The sequence below is a fragment of the Methanocalculus sp. MC3 genome (assembly GCF_054767395.1).
This window is the reverse complement of record NZ_BAABMP010000002.1, coordinates 1-18,314: the sequence shown is the minus strand read 5'-3', so window position 1 is coordinate 18,314 and position 18,314 is coordinate 1. Positions and strand designations below refer to the sequence as shown.

At 52.9% G+C, this 18,314-nt stretch carries 17 protein-coding genes and 2 tRNA genes; 11 read left to right on the top strand and 8 right to left on the bottom strand.

Annotated features, from left to right (window positions below; all coding sequences use genetic code 11):
• Nucleotides 1-5: 5 nt before the first annotated feature.
• From ACYUBO_RS03660 to proS, 3 genes are read left to right on the top strand one after another with little or no spacing between them, the layout of a single operon-like run.
• Nucleotides 6-854, top strand: a complete 849-nt coding sequence (locus ACYUBO_RS03660) for a DUF63 family protein (RefSeq protein ID WP_460372471.1) — start codon at nt 6-8, stop codon at nt 852-854.
• Nucleotides 847-1,413: a stage II sporulation protein M gene (locus ACYUBO_RS03655; RefSeq protein WP_460372469.1), complete on the top strand. Its 567-nt coding sequence runs from the start codon at nt 847-849 to the stop codon at nt 1,411-1,413. Before ACYUBO_RS03660 ends, ACYUBO_RS03655 begins: the two co-directional genes overlap by 8 nt.
• 10 nt (nt 1,414-1,423) lie before the next feature.
• Entirely contained in the window at nt 1,424-2,851 is a 1,428-nt protein-coding gene (gene proS, locus ACYUBO_RS03650; RefSeq protein WP_460372467.1) for a proline--tRNA ligase, read from the top strand.
• A 66-nt stretch (nt 2,852-2,917) separates the two neighbouring features.
• Here the strand turns inward: proS and ACYUBO_RS03645 are convergent, their stop codons facing one another.
• The 5 genes from ACYUBO_RS03645 to ACYUBO_RS03625 form a co-directional block, all read right to left on the bottom strand.
• Complete coding sequence (locus ACYUBO_RS03645) at nt 2,918-3,391, bottom strand: hypothetical protein (protein WP_460372465.1); 474 nt, start codon at nt 3,389-3,391, stop codon at nt 2,918-2,920.
• 253 nt (nt 3,392-3,644) lie between these two features.
• Nucleotides 3,645-6,080 carry a heavy metal translocating P-type ATPase gene (locus tag ACYUBO_RS03640; protein ID WP_460372463.1) on the bottom strand — a complete coding sequence of 812 codons (2,436 nt, stop codon included), beginning with the start codon at nt 6,078-6,080 and terminating at the stop codon, nt 3,645-3,647.
• A 71-nt stretch (nt 6,081-6,151) separates the two neighbouring features.
• Complete coding sequence (locus tag ACYUBO_RS03635) at nt 6,152-6,637, bottom strand: ferritin (RefSeq protein WP_460372461.1); 486 nt, start codon at nt 6,635-6,637, stop codon at nt 6,152-6,154.
• Between the two features lie 97 nt (nt 6,638-6,734).
• On the bottom strand, nt 6,735-8,114 hold the full coding sequence (locus tag ACYUBO_RS03630) for an NAD(P)H-dependent oxidoreductase (protein WP_460372459.1): 1,380 nt from the start codon (nt 8,112-8,114) through the stop codon (nt 6,735-6,737).
• A complete protein-coding gene (locus ACYUBO_RS03625) occupies nt 8,111-8,398 on the bottom strand; it encodes a hypothetical protein (protein ID WP_460372457.1) in 288 nt (95 codons plus the stop codon). Before ACYUBO_RS03625 ends, ACYUBO_RS03630 begins: the two co-directional genes overlap by 4 nt.
• A gap of 47 nt (nt 8,399-8,445) precedes the next feature.
• On the opposite strand from ACYUBO_RS03625, the gene ACYUBO_RS03620 reads away from it, so the two are divergent.
• Nucleotides 8,446-8,520: transfer RNA gene (locus ACYUBO_RS03620), tRNA-Arg, on the top strand.
• A 96-nt stretch (nt 8,521-8,616) separates the two neighbouring features.
• Nucleotides 8,617-9,108: a putative immunity protein gene (locus ACYUBO_RS03615; protein WP_460372455.1), complete on the top strand. Its 492-nt coding sequence runs from the start codon at nt 8,617-8,619 to the stop codon at nt 9,106-9,108.
• A 291-nt stretch (nt 9,109-9,399) separates the two neighbouring features.
• Here the strand turns inward: ACYUBO_RS03615 and ACYUBO_RS03610 are convergent, their stop codons facing one another.
• Entirely contained in the window at nt 9,400-10,305 is a 906-nt protein-coding gene (locus ACYUBO_RS03610; protein ID WP_460372453.1) for an Rpn family recombination-promoting nuclease/putative transposase, read from the bottom strand.
• A gap of 223 nt (nt 10,306-10,528) precedes the next feature.
• Here ACYUBO_RS03610 and ACYUBO_RS03605 point away from each other — a divergent pair, with 223 nt between their 5' ends.
• Both ACYUBO_RS03605 and ilvA read left to right on the top strand, forming a co-directional pair.
• Nucleotides 10,529-11,704 (top strand): class I SAM-dependent methyltransferase, encoded by a 1,176-nt coding sequence (locus ACYUBO_RS03605; protein WP_460372451.1) that lies wholly within the window; start codon nt 10,529-10,531, stop codon nt 11,702-11,704.
• 158 nt (nt 11,705-11,862) lie between these two features.
• A complete protein-coding gene (gene ilvA, locus ACYUBO_RS03600) occupies nt 11,863-13,083 on the top strand; it encodes a threonine ammonia-lyase (RefSeq protein WP_460372450.1) in 1,221 nt (406 codons plus the stop codon).
• Here the strand turns inward: ilvA and metG are convergent, their stop codons facing one another.
• Entirely contained in the window at nt 13,084-15,084 is a 2,001-nt protein-coding gene (gene metG / locus ACYUBO_RS03595) for a methionine--tRNA ligase (protein ID WP_460372448.1), read from the bottom strand. It lies immediately after the preceding gene.
• 44 nt (nt 15,085-15,128) lie between these two features.
• Between metG and ACYUBO_RS03590 the strand changes: the two genes are divergently transcribed.
• Entirely contained in the window at nt 15,129-15,860 is a 732-nt protein-coding gene (locus ACYUBO_RS03590; protein ID WP_460372447.1) for a type III secretion system chaperone family protein, read from the top strand.
• On the opposite strand, the gene ACYUBO_RS03585 is transcribed toward ACYUBO_RS03590, so the two are convergent.
• Complete coding sequence (locus tag ACYUBO_RS03585) at nt 15,847-16,920, bottom strand: DHH family phosphoesterase (protein ID WP_460372445.1); 1,074 nt, start codon at nt 16,918-16,920, stop codon at nt 15,847-15,849. The genes ACYUBO_RS03590 and ACYUBO_RS03585 overlap by 14 nt on opposite strands.
• Nucleotides 16,921-17,121: 201 nt before the next feature.
• On the opposite strand from ACYUBO_RS03585, the gene ACYUBO_RS03580 reads away from it, so the two are divergent.
• The 3 genes from ACYUBO_RS03580 (at nt 17,122) to ACYUBO_RS03570 (ending at nt 18,020) form a co-directional block, all read left to right on the top strand.
• Nucleotides 17,122-17,301, top strand: a complete 180-nt coding sequence (locus ACYUBO_RS03580; RefSeq protein WP_460372443.1) for a hypothetical protein — start codon at nt 17,122-17,124, stop codon at nt 17,299-17,301.
• 184 nt (nt 17,302-17,485) lie between these two features.
• Nucleotides 17,486-17,559 (top strand) — tRNA-Phe (locus ACYUBO_RS03575).
• A 224-nt stretch (nt 17,560-17,783) separates the two neighbouring features.
• Complete coding sequence (locus tag ACYUBO_RS03570) at nt 17,784-18,020, top strand: hypothetical protein (RefSeq protein ID WP_300329137.1); 237 nt, start codon at nt 17,784-17,786, stop codon at nt 18,018-18,020.
• Nucleotides 18,021-18,314 lie beyond the last annotated feature (294 nt).

Sequence of the window (18,314 nt, the reverse complement as noted above, 5' to 3'; positions counted from 1 at the left end):
ATTTCATGTTTAGTGACTTCATATACAAATATTACATTGATCCCATCCGGTATGGAGGGGCATACACATTAGTCGATACCCTCACCTATGCCCTGATCCTGATCATTTCAGTCTATCTCGTCTATCGGTGGCTTTCAAGGAAGCAGATTGCGATTGATGGTGCGTTTGTTCTTGCCACGATCCCCTATGTCGTCCTCGGCGGATTCCTCAGGGTGATCGAGGATACCGGGATGATACAGAGCGATTACCGGTTCCTCCTGATCACGCCGCTGATCTTCTTTACAATCTTCTTCATCACCGTCATCTCGCTCTTCATCGCACGGTGGCTTGAGACAGCGGGTATTGTGGAGACGTTCATCCGGCCATACTGGCTCCTCGGAACTCTCTATTCGGTGCTGGCATTCTTCACCCTCGCGTGGTGGGGGATGACGCAGACGAGCTTTGACATCGTTGTCCTTGTGATCATCCTCCTTATGGCCGTCATCACAACAGGAATTACCTATGCAGGGCTTCGGTACCTGTTCAGGTGGGAGTATATGCAAAATCCGCTCTATACCCTCCTGATCTTCGGTCACCTGCTTGATGCCAGTGCCACGAGCTACGGGATCGATATCCACCCGGTACGGTACGTGGAGCAGCATGTGGTCGGCGGAGCGCTCATCGACTGGACAGGCACCGCGTTTGCCATGTATCCATTGAAACTGGCCGTCCTGATTCCGGGGATCTATATCCTGGAGATGTATCGCCGGGAGAACGGGGATTCCGGCCTATGGTATCTCCTCCTGCTTGCGATGATCGTCGTCGGGATGGCACCAGGCATCCGGGGCATGATGAGGATGGTGCTCCATGTCTGACAATATCCTGAAGAATATCCTCTTTGCCACCCTCATCTTCGTTTTTTCAGCAGGTGCTGGTGCCGTGCTCGTCATGCAGGATCCGGCAATCGGTGAGAGCTTCATGCAGATACTCGCTGAGACGCTGGATCTTGAGGGGCTTATGGAGCAGGGGCCGTTCATGCTGGCTGCGATACTCTTTGTGAATAATCTGCAGGCATGCATCATCCTCTTCCTCGGAGGAGTTACCTTTGGTATCCTGACGATCTTTGTGCTGGCGACAAACGGGATCATCGTGGGGGCAGTCGCCCAGTTGGCAAACGAACTTCAGGGAGGTCTTTTTGTCGTCGCCGCCCTCCTCCCTCATGGCATATTCGAACTTCCCGCCCTCTTCATCGCCGGTGCCCTCGGGCTGATGCTGGCAGGGTCGATCAGGCGGGAACTGTACGAAGATGGTGATGCCGCAGCAGATGCCCGGCGATATACGGTGGTTTTTACAAAGACCGTCCTCCCCCTCCTTGTTCTTGCTGCAATTACGGAGGCATTTATAACACCGGGTATCATAGTACTGGTCGTTTAGGTGGCATACTATGGAAGATAAGACGGATGCACTCCCCCCGATTTCCGATTTTAGTGCATGGTATAATGAGATTCTCAGGCGCGCCGAGATCATGGATGTCCGGTATCCCGTGAAGGGGCTGTATGTCTGGTACCCCTTTGGGTTCTCGATCCGGAAGAATACGTACGCCATACTCCGCTCGCTCCTTGATGTCGATCATCAGGAGACGATCTTCCCGCTCCTCATCCCCGATCATGAGTTCATGAAAGAAGCCGAGCATATCAAGGGCTTTGAGGAGGAGGTCTACTGGGTAACACACGGGGGCCTCTCTGAGCTCGACGTGAAGCTTGCACTCAGGCCCACAAGTGAGACTGCAATCTATCCGATGTATGCCCTCTGGGTGAGATCCCATGCCGATCTCCCCTTAAAAATCTACCAGATCGTGAATACCTTCCGGTATGAGACGAAACATACCCGGCCGCTGATCAGGCTCAGGGAGATCACCTCCTTCAAGGAGGCCCATACCGTCCACTGTACCTGGGAAGAAGCTTCTGAACAGGTTGAAGAGGCGATCAGGCTCTACTCGCAGTTCTATGAATCCCTTGGAGTTCCGATCCTCATCTCGAAGCGTCCTGACTGGGATAAGTTCCCTGGTGCGGATTATACGATCGCTGTCGATACGATCATGCCTGATGGCAAGACCCTCCAGATCGGAACCGCCCACCATCTCGGGACACATTTCTCAAAGACCTTCGATATCACCTACGAGGATCTGGAAGGGGAACAACAGCTCGCATACCAGACCTGTTATGGCATATCGGAGCGGTGCATCGCCTCGGTTATCTCGGTGCATGGCGACGATACCGGTCTTGTGCTTCCACCCTCGGTTGCCCCGGTGCAGGTCGTCATCATCCCGATCATCATCGGAAAGCGGAAAGACGAGGTGCTTGCGGCAGCAGAATCACTCCAGGGCGAGCTGAAGGCACTCGGCATCCGGGTGGAACTCGATCTCCGCGATATGCGACCCGGTGCGAAGTACTATCACTGGGAGCTGCATGGGGTGCCGCTCCGGCTTGAGATAGGGCCAAGAGATATCGATGCGGGAACCATTGTCGCCGTTGACCGGTTCAAGCAGAAACAGCAGATCGGATCAGCCGGAGAAGTCCCGGCACTGCTGGATCAGATCCAGACGATGATTGCAGGCCGTGCAGAGGCAGCAATGGAAGGAAAGATTACGATCTGCAGAACCATCCCGGATATCCGATCTGCGGTCGAGTCCGGGGTTGCCGTTGGATCATGGTGCGGTGAGCGGGAATGTGCCGACCAGATCGAGGCTGAGACCGACGCCTCGCTCCTCGGAACAGAACTCCGTGGACCTCATGCCGCTAAGGTGAGCGGGAGCACCTGCGTAGTCTGCGGAAAAGTGGGTAAGGCTGCCCTTATCGGGCGGTCGTATTAATTATTTCTGCGGGTGCAGACCCACATTCTTCTTTGAAAAATAGCAGTTTGGGGGGAGTTTACGCTCTTACCCCTGGCATTTCCCGCACAGGTAGTTAACCTTTATACCTCCAAGAAGGAGGTCGCCGGAGACCTTCTTTGCTGCACCCCGGACGAAGATCTTCCGGCATGAGCTGCATCGCTTTGGGAGCAGCCCCTCCAGACGTGAGAGCTCCGCATCCAGTTCATAGGGAAGCTCTTCTTTCTCCTTCTTTGTGGCAACAACCTCTCCGTTCTCTTCAACAGTGGATAACAGCCGGAAGACCTGGAGGGGGTTTGCTCCGAGATCCTCGAACTTCTTAAAGAGGAAGTACTGGAGGACGAGCCAGGATAGTTCGGACCGTTCGAATCCGTCATCATAATCAAGCGACTCATCATGAGCCTCAAGCTCTTCAACCGGTGAGCCGCAGAGCGGGCACTGTCCTTTCACCAGCTCTTCCATATAGATCTCTTCATTACACCCAGGGCAGGTGGTGTGGCGTGCGTGAGTACGGTATCCCATTCTTATCAGTCCGGACAAATTTGATAGATTATATTCTACGTGCTCAGCTCGGCCGGTATCGTCCGGTACCTCACGCCCCCGGAAAAGAGGGGAACAGTTGTTTCTGTATACTATCTGTTCTGAGACCTCATAAACCTATAACTCGATACATACGCGAATTGGTTAAAAAGACGTTGAATATGGATTTTTGCCTCGATTCAACGGATATCCCCTGAAGAGAAGACTATTACCCCGGATACAAAAAAAAAGGAGGTTATCCGGCATCTGCCGGTGGATCTCCCCGCTTCTTTGCCGGGGGGTTATATCCCCTCAGGAGGAGCGAGAGCGAGACGATAGTCACAGATGAGAGTGCCATCGCAAGTCCTGCATATTCGGGGCGGAAGGTGATCCCAAAGAAGGGGGTGAGAAGCCCTGCTGCAACCGGGATGAGGAGGATATTATAGAAGAATGCCCAGAAGAGATTCATCCGGATTCTGCCCATAACCTTTCGGGCGAGCTGGATTGCTGCAGCGGCATCGAGGGGGTCGCTCTGCATCAGGACGATGCCCCCGCTCTCGACTGCGACATCGGTTCCACCGGAGATGGCGATCCCGACATCCGCCTGTGCAAGCGCCGGGGCATCATTGATCCCATCCCCTATGAACGCGACCTTCTCACCACGCTCCTGGAGTCGGGAGACTTCCTCTGCCTTATCCCAGGGGAGAACGCCAGCAAGGATACGGGAGATTCCGATCTCCTCTCCAATCACCTGTGCAGTGTGTTCGTTATCGCCGGTGATCATCACGACAGAGAGCCCCATCTCCTCAAACACCTTCACTGCATCATGCGAGGTGGCCTTGATCGGATCAGTAATGGCAATACATCCTGCATAGGTTCTGTCCACTGCAATGAGGGGGACGGTTTTCCCCTCACTCTCAAACCTGACGATCGATCCAAGTGCATTCTTTGGGATCTGAATGGAGTGTTCCTCAAGCAGGGAGCGGTTTCCGATGAGAACCGGGAGATCCTGAATATATCCAAAGACCCCCTTTCCGCTGAATGACTCAAAGCCGGCCACTTCATGGAGCGGTGCATCAGCCTCTTCAGCTTTCCTGACAATCGCCTCTGCAAGAGGATGGAGCGATAATCGCTCCACAGATGCTGCATACGATATAAGCTCTTCTTCGGTGCGACGGTAGGGTGTGATATCTGTTACTTCAGGGCGGCCTTCGGTGAGGGTGCCTGTTTTGTCAATGGCAACGGTGGTGATGGTGCCGGACTGTTCGAGCACCTCACCGTTTCGAATCAGGATACCAAGTTCTGCACCCCGTCCGATTCCAACGGTGATGGCGGTCGGGGTGGCAAGCCCGAGGGCACAGGGGCAGGCGACGACCAGCACCGAGATGAGGGCGGTGACGGCAAAGAGGAGCGGAGAGCCGGCGATGAAGTACCAGAAGGCAAATGCTGAGAACGCGATGATCAGCACAGCCGGGATGAAGTAGGATACCACCGTATCTGCAACCCTCTGAACCGAGGGCTTGCTCCCCTGTGCCTCCCCGACCATCCTGATGATCCTGGCAAGAACGGTATCCTTTCCAACCTTTGTTGCATAGATCGTGATCGCTCCGTTTGTCGGGATCGTGCCGCCGATGACGTTGGCATCCTTTCCTTTGTAGACCGGGTGCGGCTCACCAGTCACAAGCGATTCATCCACATGGCTCTCTCCTTCAACAACCACTCCATCCACAGGAATGGCTTCTCCGGGGCGGACGAGGACGAGATCATAGGGGGCGATCTCCTCAACCGGCACAATCGTCCCGACACCATCCCTGATCACGGTTGCCGTCTTTGGCTGGAGGTTCATCAGGGAGCGGATCGCCTCACCCGTCTTTCCTTTTGCCCGTGCCTCAAGGTAACGGCCAAGGGTGAGGAACGCAGTGAGCATGATTGCTGTTTCATAGAAGTTGAATTCTGCTGAGAGGAATATCCCAAAGGTCGAGAGGACACTTGAAAAATATGCTGTCCCTATACCAAGCGAGTACATGACATCCATATCCAGGATGCCATGTCTGAGGGATCGGATGGCCGCAGAGAAGATCGGGTATGCGAGGAAGGCAAAGAACGGTGTTGCGATGAAAAACATCATCAGCGGCATCGGGAGCGGGAGAGGAGGGTGTGTCCACATCAGAAGCATCAGGAATCCTGAGACTGCAAATCCGAGGAGGGATCTGTATGCCTTCATGCGGAGATCACGTGCAGCCACGGCATCCATGGTGCCGGATGCGGGGTCATCGTCCCTGCCGGTGACGGTGAAGCCAGCTTCCGAGACTGCTTTCTTCATCTCTTCAATCGATGTTATTTCCGGATAGTAGGTGAGATATGCCTGTTCTGTTCCGAGATTAACCGAGACAGAGGTAATTCCGGGGAGACCGGCAAGTGCTTTTTCTACGGATTGGACACAGACGGCACAATGCATGCCGCTGATCCTGAGTGTGAGTTGTTCGGGAACAGGTGAGAAGCCTGCTTCCCTGACTGCCTCCTCGATATCCCGAATTGATACAGCATCCGGATCGAACCCAACACGGAGTGTTTCTGCGGCGAGATTCACCTCTGCCGAGGATATGCCATCAAGCTGTTGAACAGAGCTCTCTATGGCTTTGGCACAGGTTGCACAGTGCATCCCGGCGATTCTTATCTGTGTCGTAATCATCTGGTATCCTCTGCTGATCGTCTGGTTTTCTGGTGCGCCAGCACCAAAAAAAAGGTATTGGATTCTAACATTTATCGCTTGCCGAGCTGATGGTCAAGATGGTAGAGACCGCCTGTTGCAGGACCGATCTTTTCAAGGGTTGCGACGATGTCAGAGGCATTCGCTTCCTCTTCAACCTGCTCGGTGACAAACCACTGGAGCATGATCTCAGATGCATAATCCTTCTGCTTGATCGCTTCTGTCATCATGGCGTTGATCATGCCGGTGACCTTCTGTTCGTGGGCATAGACCTCCTTAAAGATGGCAGGGATATCCTTCCAGTCGGCCTTCGGGGCTGCGATTGCTGTGAGTTTAATGGTTCCGCCCCGCTCACTGAGATAGTCATAGAACTTCATCGCATGAGCCAGTTCTTCCTGTGCCTGGAGGCGGAGCCAGTGGGCAAAGCCCTTCCAGTTCTTATCCGAGCACCATGCGGACATCGAGAGGTACAGGTAACTCGAGTACATCTCGGCATTGATCTGGGTATTGATCAGATCTTCCATCTTCGTTGGGATCATAGTCATAACTCCTGTATCTGCCGCATTGCGGCAACAGAAGAGCATTACGCAGGGATACTGTTAAAGGTATCGGTAGCCGGAAGTAAAAAGAAGAGTGTTACCGGGTATACCCCTCAAGCACCCGGTCATGGGCTTCAACCATATGCTCTTTCATTTTGAGAAAGACCGACCTTCTTGCCGCTGGAATCGCGAGTATAAGTGTCAGGAAGAGAGACCGGAGCCGATCTGTATACTCATACTGCGGGAAATCATAGAGTTTATTTCTTTTGAAATAGCGGTGATCTGCCCTGAAGATCGCCCGCATAGCTCCCCAGATCATGTCCCGGAAGATCTTGTGGCCTCCGACAGCATAGAAGGTGGGCGGAGGACTATATCCGCTTCCTGCACTGGAGAGTAGCGATGATGCGAAGCTGTCGATCCTGCGATCTATTTCAGCCGGGTCATCGGATTCGTCGCTGATGATATGCCCGCAGAGAACACCCTCGCTATCTGTGAATGCTCTGAAGAACTCCATCAGGACAGGGTTTTCACTGAGAGGCCCTGATACCATGTAGCCGAGCGTCTTTCCCTTGAAGGCGGGGATATGCCCCATGAAGAATGAGCGATCGAAGACCTGCTTGAAACCTGAAGAGAGAAAACGGTCATGGATCTCCCCTGCAAAGATGATGATATCAGATGAGAGGAGCGTGTTCCTGTACCATTCAGAAAACCCGTCAGTATAGACACAGGTGTTGTCATACCCGCACCGGCAGCATCCAAGGCATCCGCCTTTCATTCCGATATCAGGAATTTCTGCGATTGTTGCCTTCCCCCCGAATGTCTCTTTGAGCCGGTTTACCATCTTCGCACAATTTGAATCCGGGGCATTGTGATCAGTGAGGATAAGAATCCGTAGATTGCCTTGTTCCAGGGGGGCCATGGGTAATACCGGAGTGTAGGAGGGGAGGCTTTGGTGTATCTGCGGGTAGATCGGCTGTATCACCGGCTTCTTCTGGATCGTCTCTATGAACATGGATGAGAAGAGTTCAAGCCGCTTTCGTTCTTCCTCCTTTAAGAGATCCTGCATATGTGCCGAGAAAGCTCCAACGAACTGCATTCCGAGATCTTCGGATATCGCATGGATGTAATTGTGGGCGATATGATCCATGAAATGAACGGATGTCGATATGGAGGCGGCATATTTACCCTGAAAATGAATACCAGCACCCCGTTCAAAGACAAGCTCGATGAAACGCTTGAATTGTGCCGGCACAAGCATCACATAGAGGGGGAATGCAAAGAGAACAGCATCAGCTCCGGAAATTCTCTGCATAAGGGCATCGAAATACGCCTCATCTCTCGCGATCCTGTTGATCTCCGATGCAATAGGAATGATATCAAAGCTATGATCGGACCCTGCCAGCTCCATGTACCGGACAGAACGGATGGTGACACTGAGATCGCCTTTTGGACTTCCATTTAAAACAGCGATCTTCATGGAGATACATCCTCTTCCCTGAGGCGATCAACAGTGATTTGATCGCACAGCCTTCTGATAGTGATCTTCTTCCTCATCTGAATCATTATTTCCACAAATCGATCAAAAACCTCTGGAATAATAAAGCTATCCGGATCAGGAGAGACGTGTCTCCATGCAGAGAGGAGCACTACAGAAAGGCGGGTACATATACCGGTGACTATGTCGGAATCCCCCCATGCAGTGAACATGGACTTTTTTACATGATGATGTATGGTTGAAGGAGGTGCCCGGACATCATGCATCACACAAAGGAATAAAAACCGGGAGATCGAACTATTATATCCTTCCGGGGCTTGTGGCTTAGCCAGGATAGAGCGTCGGGCTTCTAACCCGAATGTCGGGGGTTCGAATCCCCCCAGGCCCGTTTCTTTTGTTTGTATTCCAATTGGTGTATGCAGGTGCATCCCATGGTTTTGTCCATCTGCCTGACCAAAGAACATCCATTTATCTTCTTATCCCGATGAAGAAGTACAGCCGCGAGGATCAGAAACTGATGGCCGCCTGGGCGGCAGATTGCACTGAGCGGGTGCTTCCCTTCTTTGAAAGTGCATATTCAGGGGACAAACGGCCACGGACTGCACTGGACGTCTGCCGGAGGTGGATTGATTTTGGCTCCTTTTCGATGGAAGAGATACGCGGGGCATCTCTTGGCGCCCATGCGGCCGCCAGGGAGGCTGCATCGAATAACCCGGCCTCTTTCGCCGCACGTGCCGCCGGACAGGCGGTGGCAACTGCCCATGTGCCCCAGCATGCCTATGGCGCTGCATACTATGCCTTGAAAGCAATCGCAGCCGCTGATCCTGCCAATGCTGAGACTGCGGTTTCAGCAGAATATGCGTGGCAGTCAGGAGAGCTCCCTGAACACCTTGGAGAGGAGATGATGAAGAGGATCGTGATCAGAAGGGGCTCAGGAAGAGTTACAATAATAATCGATAAGACAGGCGACTTCTGAACCAGAGGACTGGGATGGCTGAAAAGGTGCGTATTCCTCTTTGAAGATCCGAGGCATGTCAGAATTGTTCCATCCAATGAGGGGGGGAAGGATCGAAGGAGAAGGAAAAAGGAGGAGAAGAAACCGGGGTACATGAAGTGAGGGTAAAAGGATACGGCACCCCTCTCTAAGGAGTGATAATTGGGGAGAAGAGGGATTTAGATCGGGTCTCTGATTCCGATAAAAATTGAGCCGGATCGTTTGTGGAGAATCAGGTAGCTCAAACCGGATCAAACCTGAATAAAAACCGTTTCAGATCAGGTGGCGGATCTCCTCTTCCGGCAATCCTGTGACTTCTGAGATCTCACTGATGGACATCCCAAATGCCTTCATCCTGCGAAGGAGTGTACGGCGCTCTTTAACTTCCCCTTCCGCCATTCCTTCGGCTTTCAGCTCTGCTGTCCATCTTTTGACCTTTTCTTTTAACATGGTATCCCCACAAAACGGATTTGGTAGTGGTTTATCTTCATCTGTCTTTAAGGTATTCTCAAAGAATAATGAGAGATCCCGGCGCAATGGATCGAGATCCGGGTTCTTCCTCATCCATGCATTCAGCCGTTTCCCTAGCCGGAAGAGATCTTCACTTCCAGATGACTGCTCAAGGCCAAAGAGGCTGGCTGCAAGGTTCCGTACTTCAAAGAGATGATGGACAGAGAGCCGGAGCTCGTCAACCACCAGATATGGCACTGACGGTTTGAACCGGATTATCGGATCCGGCATCAGGATGCTTGCCCCGATATCATCAGGCACTGTCCATGGGATCTCACCATTGTAGAGCACAACGGGAATGATGCCGGGCAATGATTCCCTGGATGAGACCTGGCCGGTTCTGATCAGATCCTGCCAGAGGAGTGCCATATACGACATGATCCGAACCGGCATCGTCGGGTCAGGTGCTGACTGGAATTCAATTAAGAGGTAGATGACCAGTGTCCGGTCACCGTACCGGACACTCCATATGAGATCATCTTCACGCTCCCTGAGATCATCAGTCACATAACTTCCATTACACCGCTTCAGTGTCAAAAAGTCACAGGCAGAGGCAAATTCGGGATGAAAGAAACCACGGATGAGATCTGCCATCATCTCTTTGTGGCTGAAGAGGCGTTTATACGGGTGATCTGAATCTGTGATCTTTTCACACTCCCTTGATCTCAAGCTGAAATATCATCATTGCTTTGCGTAAACTCCCAATCCATCGAAAATGGAATGGAATACAAAGCGCTGATTATGAAGTATTCTGTCAGATCGCGTTATAATAGTCTTCAGCGGAGGGCGAAAGTGAAAGAGCAGATGAAAGAAGATGTGATTACAGGCTGCTTGTATTCCTGTTATCTATAGAGGAACGAAAGGGCACTTAAAAACCAATTCGATGCACCAGATGGAGATAGACAGGAAGGGGGGTTGTGAGAAGATCAGAACAGGTCGGATACAAATCTTCATCACCCTTTGGGAGCAACAAAATGAAGAGATGCTCTTCTTATCTCCTCAGGAATCAGCTCTGTGGTCACATCTGGCCGATCAGATCCTCGAAGATGGCAGAACTCCCGGCTCCGTTCCGGAGATCCTCTCAGGTCAGATCCGCCCAAACCTCCTCCCGGTCTTCTGCTACTATATCGGCACCCTCCTGATGGCACAGGGATCTGTTGATTCCGGGTTCGGGTGGCTTTCCGAGGCTGCCCGGCTGGAGGGGGATCGGCCATTCTCGGCATCCCAGCTCGTCGGTTTTTTAGAGCGGCATGAACGGAAGCTCCAGATGCCATATGTGGTGTTCTTCGATCCCAAAGCCTTCCTGCTCTTTGCGAAAAACCCTGTGATGCAGGCTGCACGATTAAGGCATGTGACCGAATGTGCCGACAGCCTGCCATATTTCCAAAAACCGTTCTCGATGATGGATCTCGGGTGCGGAGATGGGAGCCTTACCGTGGCATTGCTTCAAAAACTCCGTGATGGTGGCAGGATTGGTGAGATCGATGAGATCTTTCTGATCGATTCATCGGCTGCCATGGTGGAGCTTGCCGCGAAGACGGTAGCAGAAGCGTTTCCCGGCGTGCATATCAGCAAAGAAAACTGCCGCATTCAGGATTGTACCGGCAGGATATACCGGCATTTCGATCTCGCAACAAGTTCCCTTGCCTATCACCACATGCCCTATGAGGAGAAGAGGCTGCACCTCTCCCGGCTCAGGCCACGGATAGACCACTTCATTCTCTACGAGATGGATGCTGACAATGATCGGCCCGAGATCTACTCCCCGGATCTGGCACTCGCCGTGTACCAGTCCTATGGGAGCATCATCAATTCGATCCTCTCACAGGATGTGCGAATCGATCTCGCCAGGACCTGTGTCGACCAGTTCCTTATGACCGAGGTCATCTCGTTCTTCACGCAACCACGGGGGGAGAGAACAGAGTACCATATGCTCCAGAGCCAGTGGCTGGCACTCTTCTCCGAATGCCTCGGAGGGGAGTTTACGCTCAGGTGCCATTCGCCCTGTTATATGGACCGGTATACCTCCCTCTTCTGCATGCATTTTGGGAGAGATAGCGAAGGATAGTGGGTACTGGCAACGAGTGGTTTCTGTCAACTACCGATCTTTCTTCTTACCGGATCTGGTGCAGAACCAGTTCCCCCCGGGAACAGGGGATCACCGCCGAACCATTTCAGCAAGATGTGTTCACCTGAAACCTCTTTATGAACGATCATCTTTTCATCATGGAGGTAGATTGTGCCTCTATGCTCACCCCCGAGGATATTGCAGATGCCGCGGATCTGATCCGCCCCCATATTCACCGGACACCGCTTGTCTACTCGCCGACATTCTCGGCGATGACCGGCTGCGAGGTGTACCTGAAGCTCGAAACACTCCAGAAGGCGGGTTCGTTTAAGGTGAGGGGAGCCGTCCACTCGATACTCAAAAATCGAAAGGGTATTGGAAGTGCCGGAGTGGTGGCGGCATCTGCGGGGAACCATGCGCAGGGGGTCGCCCTCGCCGCAGGCATTGCGGGTGTCCGGGCGACGATCGTGATGCCCGCTGGATCATCGGTTGCCAAGCAGGAGGCGGCAAGAGGATATGGGGCTGAGATCGTCATTGCCGGGCGAACGCTTCAGGAGTCAATCCTCTATGCACAAGTACTGGCTGAGAGGGGAGCGTTTCTTGTCCATCCCTATGATGATAAGCATGTGATCGCCGGTGCAGGTACCATCGGCACTGAGATTCTCGAGGAACTCGGTGATCTTGCATATGTGATCGTACCCGTCGGCGGCGGGGGCTTAATCGCCGGGATTGCCGCTGCGATCAAGGGTGCCGGGAGTCCTGCCCGGATCATCGGCGTGCAGGCGGCTGCCTGTGATGCCGCATACCGGGCATTTGCCTTCGAGGAGCGGGAGCTTGTTTCTCCCGGCAGGACGATCGCAGATGGGATTGCGGTTCCGATCATTGGCGAACGGCCGTTTGGGATGATCAGGGCATTTGTTGATCGGATCGGGATCGTCTCGGAAGAGGAGATGGTTCAGGCAATCCTCCTCCTTGCCGAACGAAAACATCTCGTTGTGGAAGGGGCGGGATCAGCGCCGCTCGCCTACCTCCTCTCGGGGAGAGGGATGTTTCCGAAGCAGAGCAGGATCGTGCTGGTCATATCGGGAGGAAATATCGATCTCCCCCTCTTCCAGCGGGTGATCCACCAGGCACAGGTTGCACGGGATCGTTCGATGACGATCTCGGTGGTGGTCGATGACCGGCCGGGATCACTTGCGAAACTGCTCGGCACAATCGCTGGTGCCGGGGGCAATATCCATGAAATTATCCAGAAAAGGGATGAGAAAGGGCTCCATCCAACCGAGATCAGGGTGGAGGTGGAGATCGAAACGAGAGGGCTTCTGCACCAGGAGCGGATCCGATCCCATCTCACTGGTGCAGGGTACCTTTCCGGTTGATCACCGGATCTGTGTTCCCGGCTCGATCTCGCGGTTCGGCATCAGGAGGGCAGCCTCATCGCCTGCTGCCAGGATCATGCCCCTGCTCTCAACACCGAAGATCGTCGCAGGCTCAAGGTTTGCGATCATCACAACCAGGCTGCCGGTGAGTGTATCTGGTGCATAGAAGGGGGCGATCCCGGATACCACCTGGCGGGTCTCAGACCCGATATCCACCTGTATCATTAAGAGTTTCTTTGATCCTTTGATCGGCTCTGCCGAGAGGACTTTTCCGATCCTCAGATCCATCTTTGCAAATTCATCCATTGAGACCATTGGTTTCCTCTCCTCTTTTAATGCCTGTTTCTTCTTTGCTGCTTCTACACGCCCATTGAAGGTCTTTTCAAGGACGGCATACTGTTCGTCTTCGAGTTTGGCAAAGAGCATCTCAGCCTTCTGTAAGGTGACACCTGACAACGGGGTGTCACACTCGTCCAGGTGGTGATCGGCAATCGGAGTTGTGTAGCCGAGCATCGCCCAGCATCTCGCCGCTGCATCCGGAAGGACCGGCTCGAGCATCAGGGCGAGTGCCTTGACGATCTGGAGGCAGTCTGCAATTGCAGATTCTGCTGCCTGGCGATCCGTCTTCATCAGTTTCCAGGGTGCGTTCTTCTGGATGTAGTTGTTCCCAAACCCGGCAAGCCCCATGATCCCGTCAACTGCCAGCTTGAACTCAAATGATCTGAATGCAGAGTCGACACTCTCCCGTGCCTTCCTGATCTCCTCTAGAATCTCCGGGCCTGCCGGGGTGTCGGGGATGCCGCCGAGTTTTGCTTCTGCAAAGTAGATCGTCCGGTACATGAAGTTGCCGAGCGTATTCACAAGCTCATTATTGACCCGTTCCTGGTAGGCCTTCCAGGAGAAGTTCAGCTCTTTTGTATGGCTTGTATAGCTGAGGAGATAGTACCGGAGATAGTCTGAGGGGAGCCCGACATCGAGGTAGTCTTCGTTTGCCCAGACCACATAGCCACGGGATTTTGAGAACTTCTGATCTTCGACCTTCAGCATTCCCGATGCAACGACGGCATCCGGGGTTCCATATCCCGCTGCATGGAGGAGGGCTGGCCAGAAGATGCAGTGGTGGTAGATGATGTCTGAGCCGATGAAATGCGTTACCTCGCCCTCGCCACACCAGTATCTCTTCCAGTCATCATTGTGGGCATCAGCCCACTCCTCGGTGAAGGAGATGTAGCCAATAGGTGCATCCACCCAGACATAGACGACCAGTTCCCGGTTTCCGGGGAACGTCACACCCCATTCAAGGGTTCGTGTGATACACCAGTCACGGAGCTCGTTCTCAACCCAGCCGATGGCGTAGTTCTTCGCGTTTGTAGTCCCCTTGAGATCCTTTAAGTAATCAAGGAGATAATCGCGGAAGGTGCTCAGCTTGAAGAAATAATGTTCCTGCTGGCGGATCTCGGCCCTTGTGCTACAGACGGTGCAGACGGGATCCTGGATCTCGCCCGGCTCGAGATGGCGGCCGCAGCCCTGATCGCATTCGTCTCCCCGGGCATGCTTGCCGCAGTGGGGGCATGTTCCCTCGACATAACGGTCAGGCAGGAAACGCTCGCAGGAGGTGCAGTAGCTCTGGTTGATGATCTCGGAGTAGACATAGCCACGGTCGATCAGGCGGTTGATGATCGACTGAGTCCGTTCATGGTTGGTTTTGTTGTCGGTCATCCCGAAATGGTCGAAGATGACACCCATCCGTTCGAAGGTCTCTTTGAAATGATCATGGTATTTTTCCGAGAGCGCCCGCGGGGTGGTGCCCGCCTCTTCTGCAGATACGACAATCGGAGTTCCGTGATTGTCTGAACCGCAGACAAAGAGAACCTCCTCACCTGCACGCCTGAGATGCCTGACATAGCAGTCGGCGGGCACATAGGTCCGCAGGTGCCCGATATGGCATAATCCATTGGTATAGGGAAGTCCGCATGTAACCAGTTTCGGTGTACCACTCATCAATATGCTTTTTGCGCTGGATCGTATAAAATACAGGGTATACTATGGCGAAGCGATTGGCAATACCGGTACGGAGCCTTGGATCCGAGGTCGATACTCCGTCAGTCTCCGATCTCAGCGAATGGGCAAAGACCCGCGCTGGTCAGGGCGGTGATCTGGTCACCTATCACCTGATGAAGACAGTTGAAGCGCAGAAGGAGGTGCACATTCCTGCGGCCGGAGGCTGGTTCTATTTCGATCGGGCACGGGCCGCATCTCTTCCCGATGCGCCATCAGATGATCTGCTGGATGATATTGAGGCGGTGAACAGTGTCAGGAAGAACTGCTGGTGGTCGCTGCCCTCTGCCGCTTCACTATGTAGTGATCCCGATGAGGATCAGATCCTCTTCTTCAGGCAGTTCCTCAGGACGATGCGGGATGCCGGGGTCTTTGGGCACGTGATCCTTCTGAAAGAGGAGCCAAAGCCGCTTGAGCTCGAACTCGTCTCCGGCCGGCGGATCTTTCTGCACCAGATGAGCCCGACTGAACGTGGTCTGGAGAAGGTGCTTGAAGTGCAGCGGGATATCGCGGTTGCACCGGCGCTCCTGCCGCTGCTTGGTGAACTCATGGGATCCTATACCGTCAGGAAGATCATCGTGATGGATGGGGGCGAGGCCGATCTCCGGGCTGCGAAGGAACTTGTGGATCTTGATAACATCATGACCGGGGGCTATGCCCCCGCCAAAAAACCCTCATACTGGGACGAGCTTGTAGAAGGATCGTTTATTCTGCGCTAGAGTGTGTGTTTTGTGCTTCTGCCACCTGAACGAACCTATTGAAGTGGGAGGTTGTCCCAAGGATCCGGAAGGAGAGTTTGTCCCGGAAAGTGAAGGGGAAGGTGCCACCGGAAGCATTCGGGTGTCCGCCGCCCCCAAATTCTGCTGCGATGAGGTGTGAGATGGGCGGGGCTGATCTCAGGGAGAAGCGGCCGTTCTCTGAGATGATCACCTCGATATCTGTTTTATATTCTTCCCTGATGGCAGCTGCCGTCTCGCTGGGGTAGTTGATGAGGGGGGCAAAGGCGATTGTGTATCGTCCTTTTCGGATCTTCATCCTCCTGATGCTCGTCCTGATGGCCTGGGTGCGTTCGCGATCGATCTCCGCATAGGTCTCCTCGATCCAGTCATCGGTGAAGATCCCCTGCTCCAATCGGTTCCTGAGTGGCCTGAGGTTTTTATTGATGGATCCGATCTGGCCGAGGATTGCAGATCGCGGGTCCCGGTGGGTCCAGAGATCATAGTCGCAGACGACGGTTGCAATCTCAACGGCAACGGGGTCATCAGGTGCGAGTGCCCGTGCCACGAGCCCGCACCCGCAGGTGGAGGTATCGACTGTGAGTTCTTCTGTATACTGCTCGATCTGCCGGATCTGATCAGGCTTCCACCGGTGGTGATCACGCCAGATGATCTGCCAACCCGATGCCTTTGCCCGCCGTGCGGCTTCATCGACACCGTTCTGGTATCCGACATCCGAGATGGAGAGGATATCGCCCTTGCCGGGGACGTTTGCTATTGAATTGAGGTTCTTTGTGAACCTGCCGACCGATGAGAAGACGGTGAAGACCTCGTCGTGCCCATAGACCCGCCTGTGGATCGCATCTGCCCCGGCGGCATCAAGATCGTTATGGGTCAGGTGGACGATGCCGGCGGTCCGCCCCCGCACCAGCTCCTCTAACGTCGGCCCCTGCTTCTTCTCTGGTTTTTTGGGGCCGAAGAGCGAGCGGATGCGATGAAGGATGCCGGCGCCGGTGGAGCTGCCGGAACTGCCGGGATTGCCGGTGCCGGAGGACGAACTCATGGTGATATGTCTGTTCTTCAGGCGTGATAAATGGGGGCGGTGGAAGGGGGAGGGATAGATGGGAGGTGAGATCATGAAGCCAGAGAACGGGAATTATGCTTCTATTTTTATTGGAGTACCCTGGCTTCATATCAACAGATGCATCGTATTTTGAAATTCTTTTGAATACTCAGGAAAAATTAAATGAATGAAGGCTGATGTATGGTTGTGGCAGATGGCAACAATAAACTGAGTGATAGACGTTTTCTCCTTCAGAAGATTGAAAAGAACATTGATGCCCGACTTTTTGAAGAGATTGAGCCGGATGATGATGAGATCAGCCTGATTGGCGAGTACCAGGAACGAAAGAAGAGTGGGACTCTGATAATCAATGAGATATAGGGTTTTTCTGGAGATTGTAGCAAGAATAAACCTGAGTTAATTGAGGATGGTAAATGGGTCTAAGCATACGCACTTTACAACAAGCTTTACCCATTTAAGGAAGGATTCGCCCTGATTCTCGATACAATGGCCAGATCAGATCGGATGTATTAAATAGAGATCTGGCGTATATTGTAATCCCAAAGCCTCAGTAGCTCAGACTGGGAGAGCGCCAGACTGAAGATCTGGTTGTCCCCGGTTCAAATCCGGGCTGGGGCATGGATTTCTTTTATCTTTTCATTCTCGGTTTAGCCTTTTATCCTGTTTGCTATGTTTGTTTCGCCTTCATGAAAGGGGGGTTTTGGTTGCACGGGCAAACATGAGATCTGCCATCATGAGTATTGATGGGATACAATTCGGTACTCTACCCGATCCGATAACGATAGAGCAGTTCAAAACGTTTTTAGCTTCAGGAAAGAGAAGAAAGAACTGAGCAGGATATCATGAAGAGCTTTATTGACAAAGTCATGCATCGGAACCAGAAGAAGAGAAGATCATTCTCGCTAAAGATTGAGATGCAAAATGCAGCAGCATTGACAGATGAAGTTATTTCTGAAGCAATGACTGAACTTGCACAGATGATCAGACGCGGTGAAGTCAACCTTGATACCGAAGGTAAAGTGAGATACATCCTCGGGGACGTCGTTTTAGAGGGCCGGATGGATATTGTTACGGAATGAGACGATCCGATATCACGTGTGAGATGGGGAGCAGATCAGATCCGTGTGTGCCACATGACCAGATCCAGATTTTATGCAGCGGCTGCTGCACAGACATCCCCATTTTAAACTGTGTGACGTTACCCAGATCCCGGATCTGCCACTCTATTACAATCCTAACTTGTTAAGAGCCTTAATTAAATATACAGGGAATTACTGATGCTATCTCAGACTGAATCAGGCATATCAGTTCTTCCAGATCCATAACTACTGTTCAACTCCCCCAATACAAAAATGGAACGCTAGACCCCATAT

Bases quoted from the DNA above. Each gene is read 5' to 3' on its own strand.
- ACYUBO_RS03660 (WP_460372471.1), top strand. From the start codon at position 6: ATGTTTAGTGACTTCATATACAAATATTACATTGATCCCATCCGGTAT.
- ACYUBO_RS03655 (WP_460372469.1), top strand. From the start codon at position 847: ATGTCTGACAATATCCTGAAGAATATCCTCTTTGCCACCCTCATCTTC.
- proS (WP_460372467.1), top strand. From the start codon at position 1,424: ATGGAAGATAAGACGGATGCACTCCCCCCGATTTCCGATTTTAGTGCA.
- ACYUBO_RS03645 (WP_460372465.1), bottom strand. From the start codon at position 3,391: ATGGGATACCGTACTCACGCACGCCACACCACCTGCCCTGGGTGTAAT.
- ACYUBO_RS03640 (WP_460372463.1), bottom strand. From the start codon at position 6,080: ATGATTACGACACAGATAAGAATCGCCGGGATGCACTGTGCAACCTGT.
- ACYUBO_RS03635 (WP_460372461.1), bottom strand. From the start codon at position 6,637: ATGATCCCAACGAAGATGGAAGATCTGATCAATACCCAGATCAATGCC.
- ACYUBO_RS03630 (WP_460372459.1), bottom strand. From the start codon at position 8,114: ATGAAGATCGCTGTTTTAAATGGAAGTCCAAAAGGCGATCTCAGTGTC.
- ACYUBO_RS03625 (WP_460372457.1), bottom strand. From the start codon at position 8,398: ATGCATGATGTCCGGGCACCTCCTTCAACCATACATCATCATGTAAAA.
- ACYUBO_RS03615 (WP_460372455.1), top strand. From the start codon at position 8,617: ATGAAGAAGTACAGCCGCGAGGATCAGAAACTGATGGCCGCCTGGGCG.
- ACYUBO_RS03605 (WP_460372451.1), top strand. From the start codon at position 10,529: ATGGAGATAGACAGGAAGGGGGGTTGTGAGAAGATCAGAACAGGTCGG.
- ilvA (WP_460372450.1), top strand. From the start codon at position 11,863: ATGGAGGTAGATTGTGCCTCTATGCTCACCCCCGAGGATATTGCAGAT.
- metG (WP_460372448.1), bottom strand. From the start codon at position 15,084: ATGAGTGGTACACCGAAACTGGTTACATGCGGACTTCCCTATACCAAT.
- ACYUBO_RS03590 (WP_460372447.1), top strand. From the start codon at position 15,129: ATGGCGAAGCGATTGGCAATACCGGTACGGAGCCTTGGATCCGAGGTC.
- ACYUBO_RS03585 (WP_460372445.1), bottom strand. From the start codon at position 16,920: ATGAGTTCGTCCTCCGGCACCGGCAATCCCGGCAGTTCCGGCAGCTCC.
- ACYUBO_RS03580 (WP_460372443.1), top strand. From the start codon at position 17,122: ATGGTTGTGGCAGATGGCAACAATAAACTGAGTGATAGACGTTTTCTC.
- ACYUBO_RS03570 (WP_300329137.1), top strand. From the start codon at position 17,784: ATGAAGAGCTTTATTGACAAAGTCATGCATCGGAACCAGAAGAAGAGA.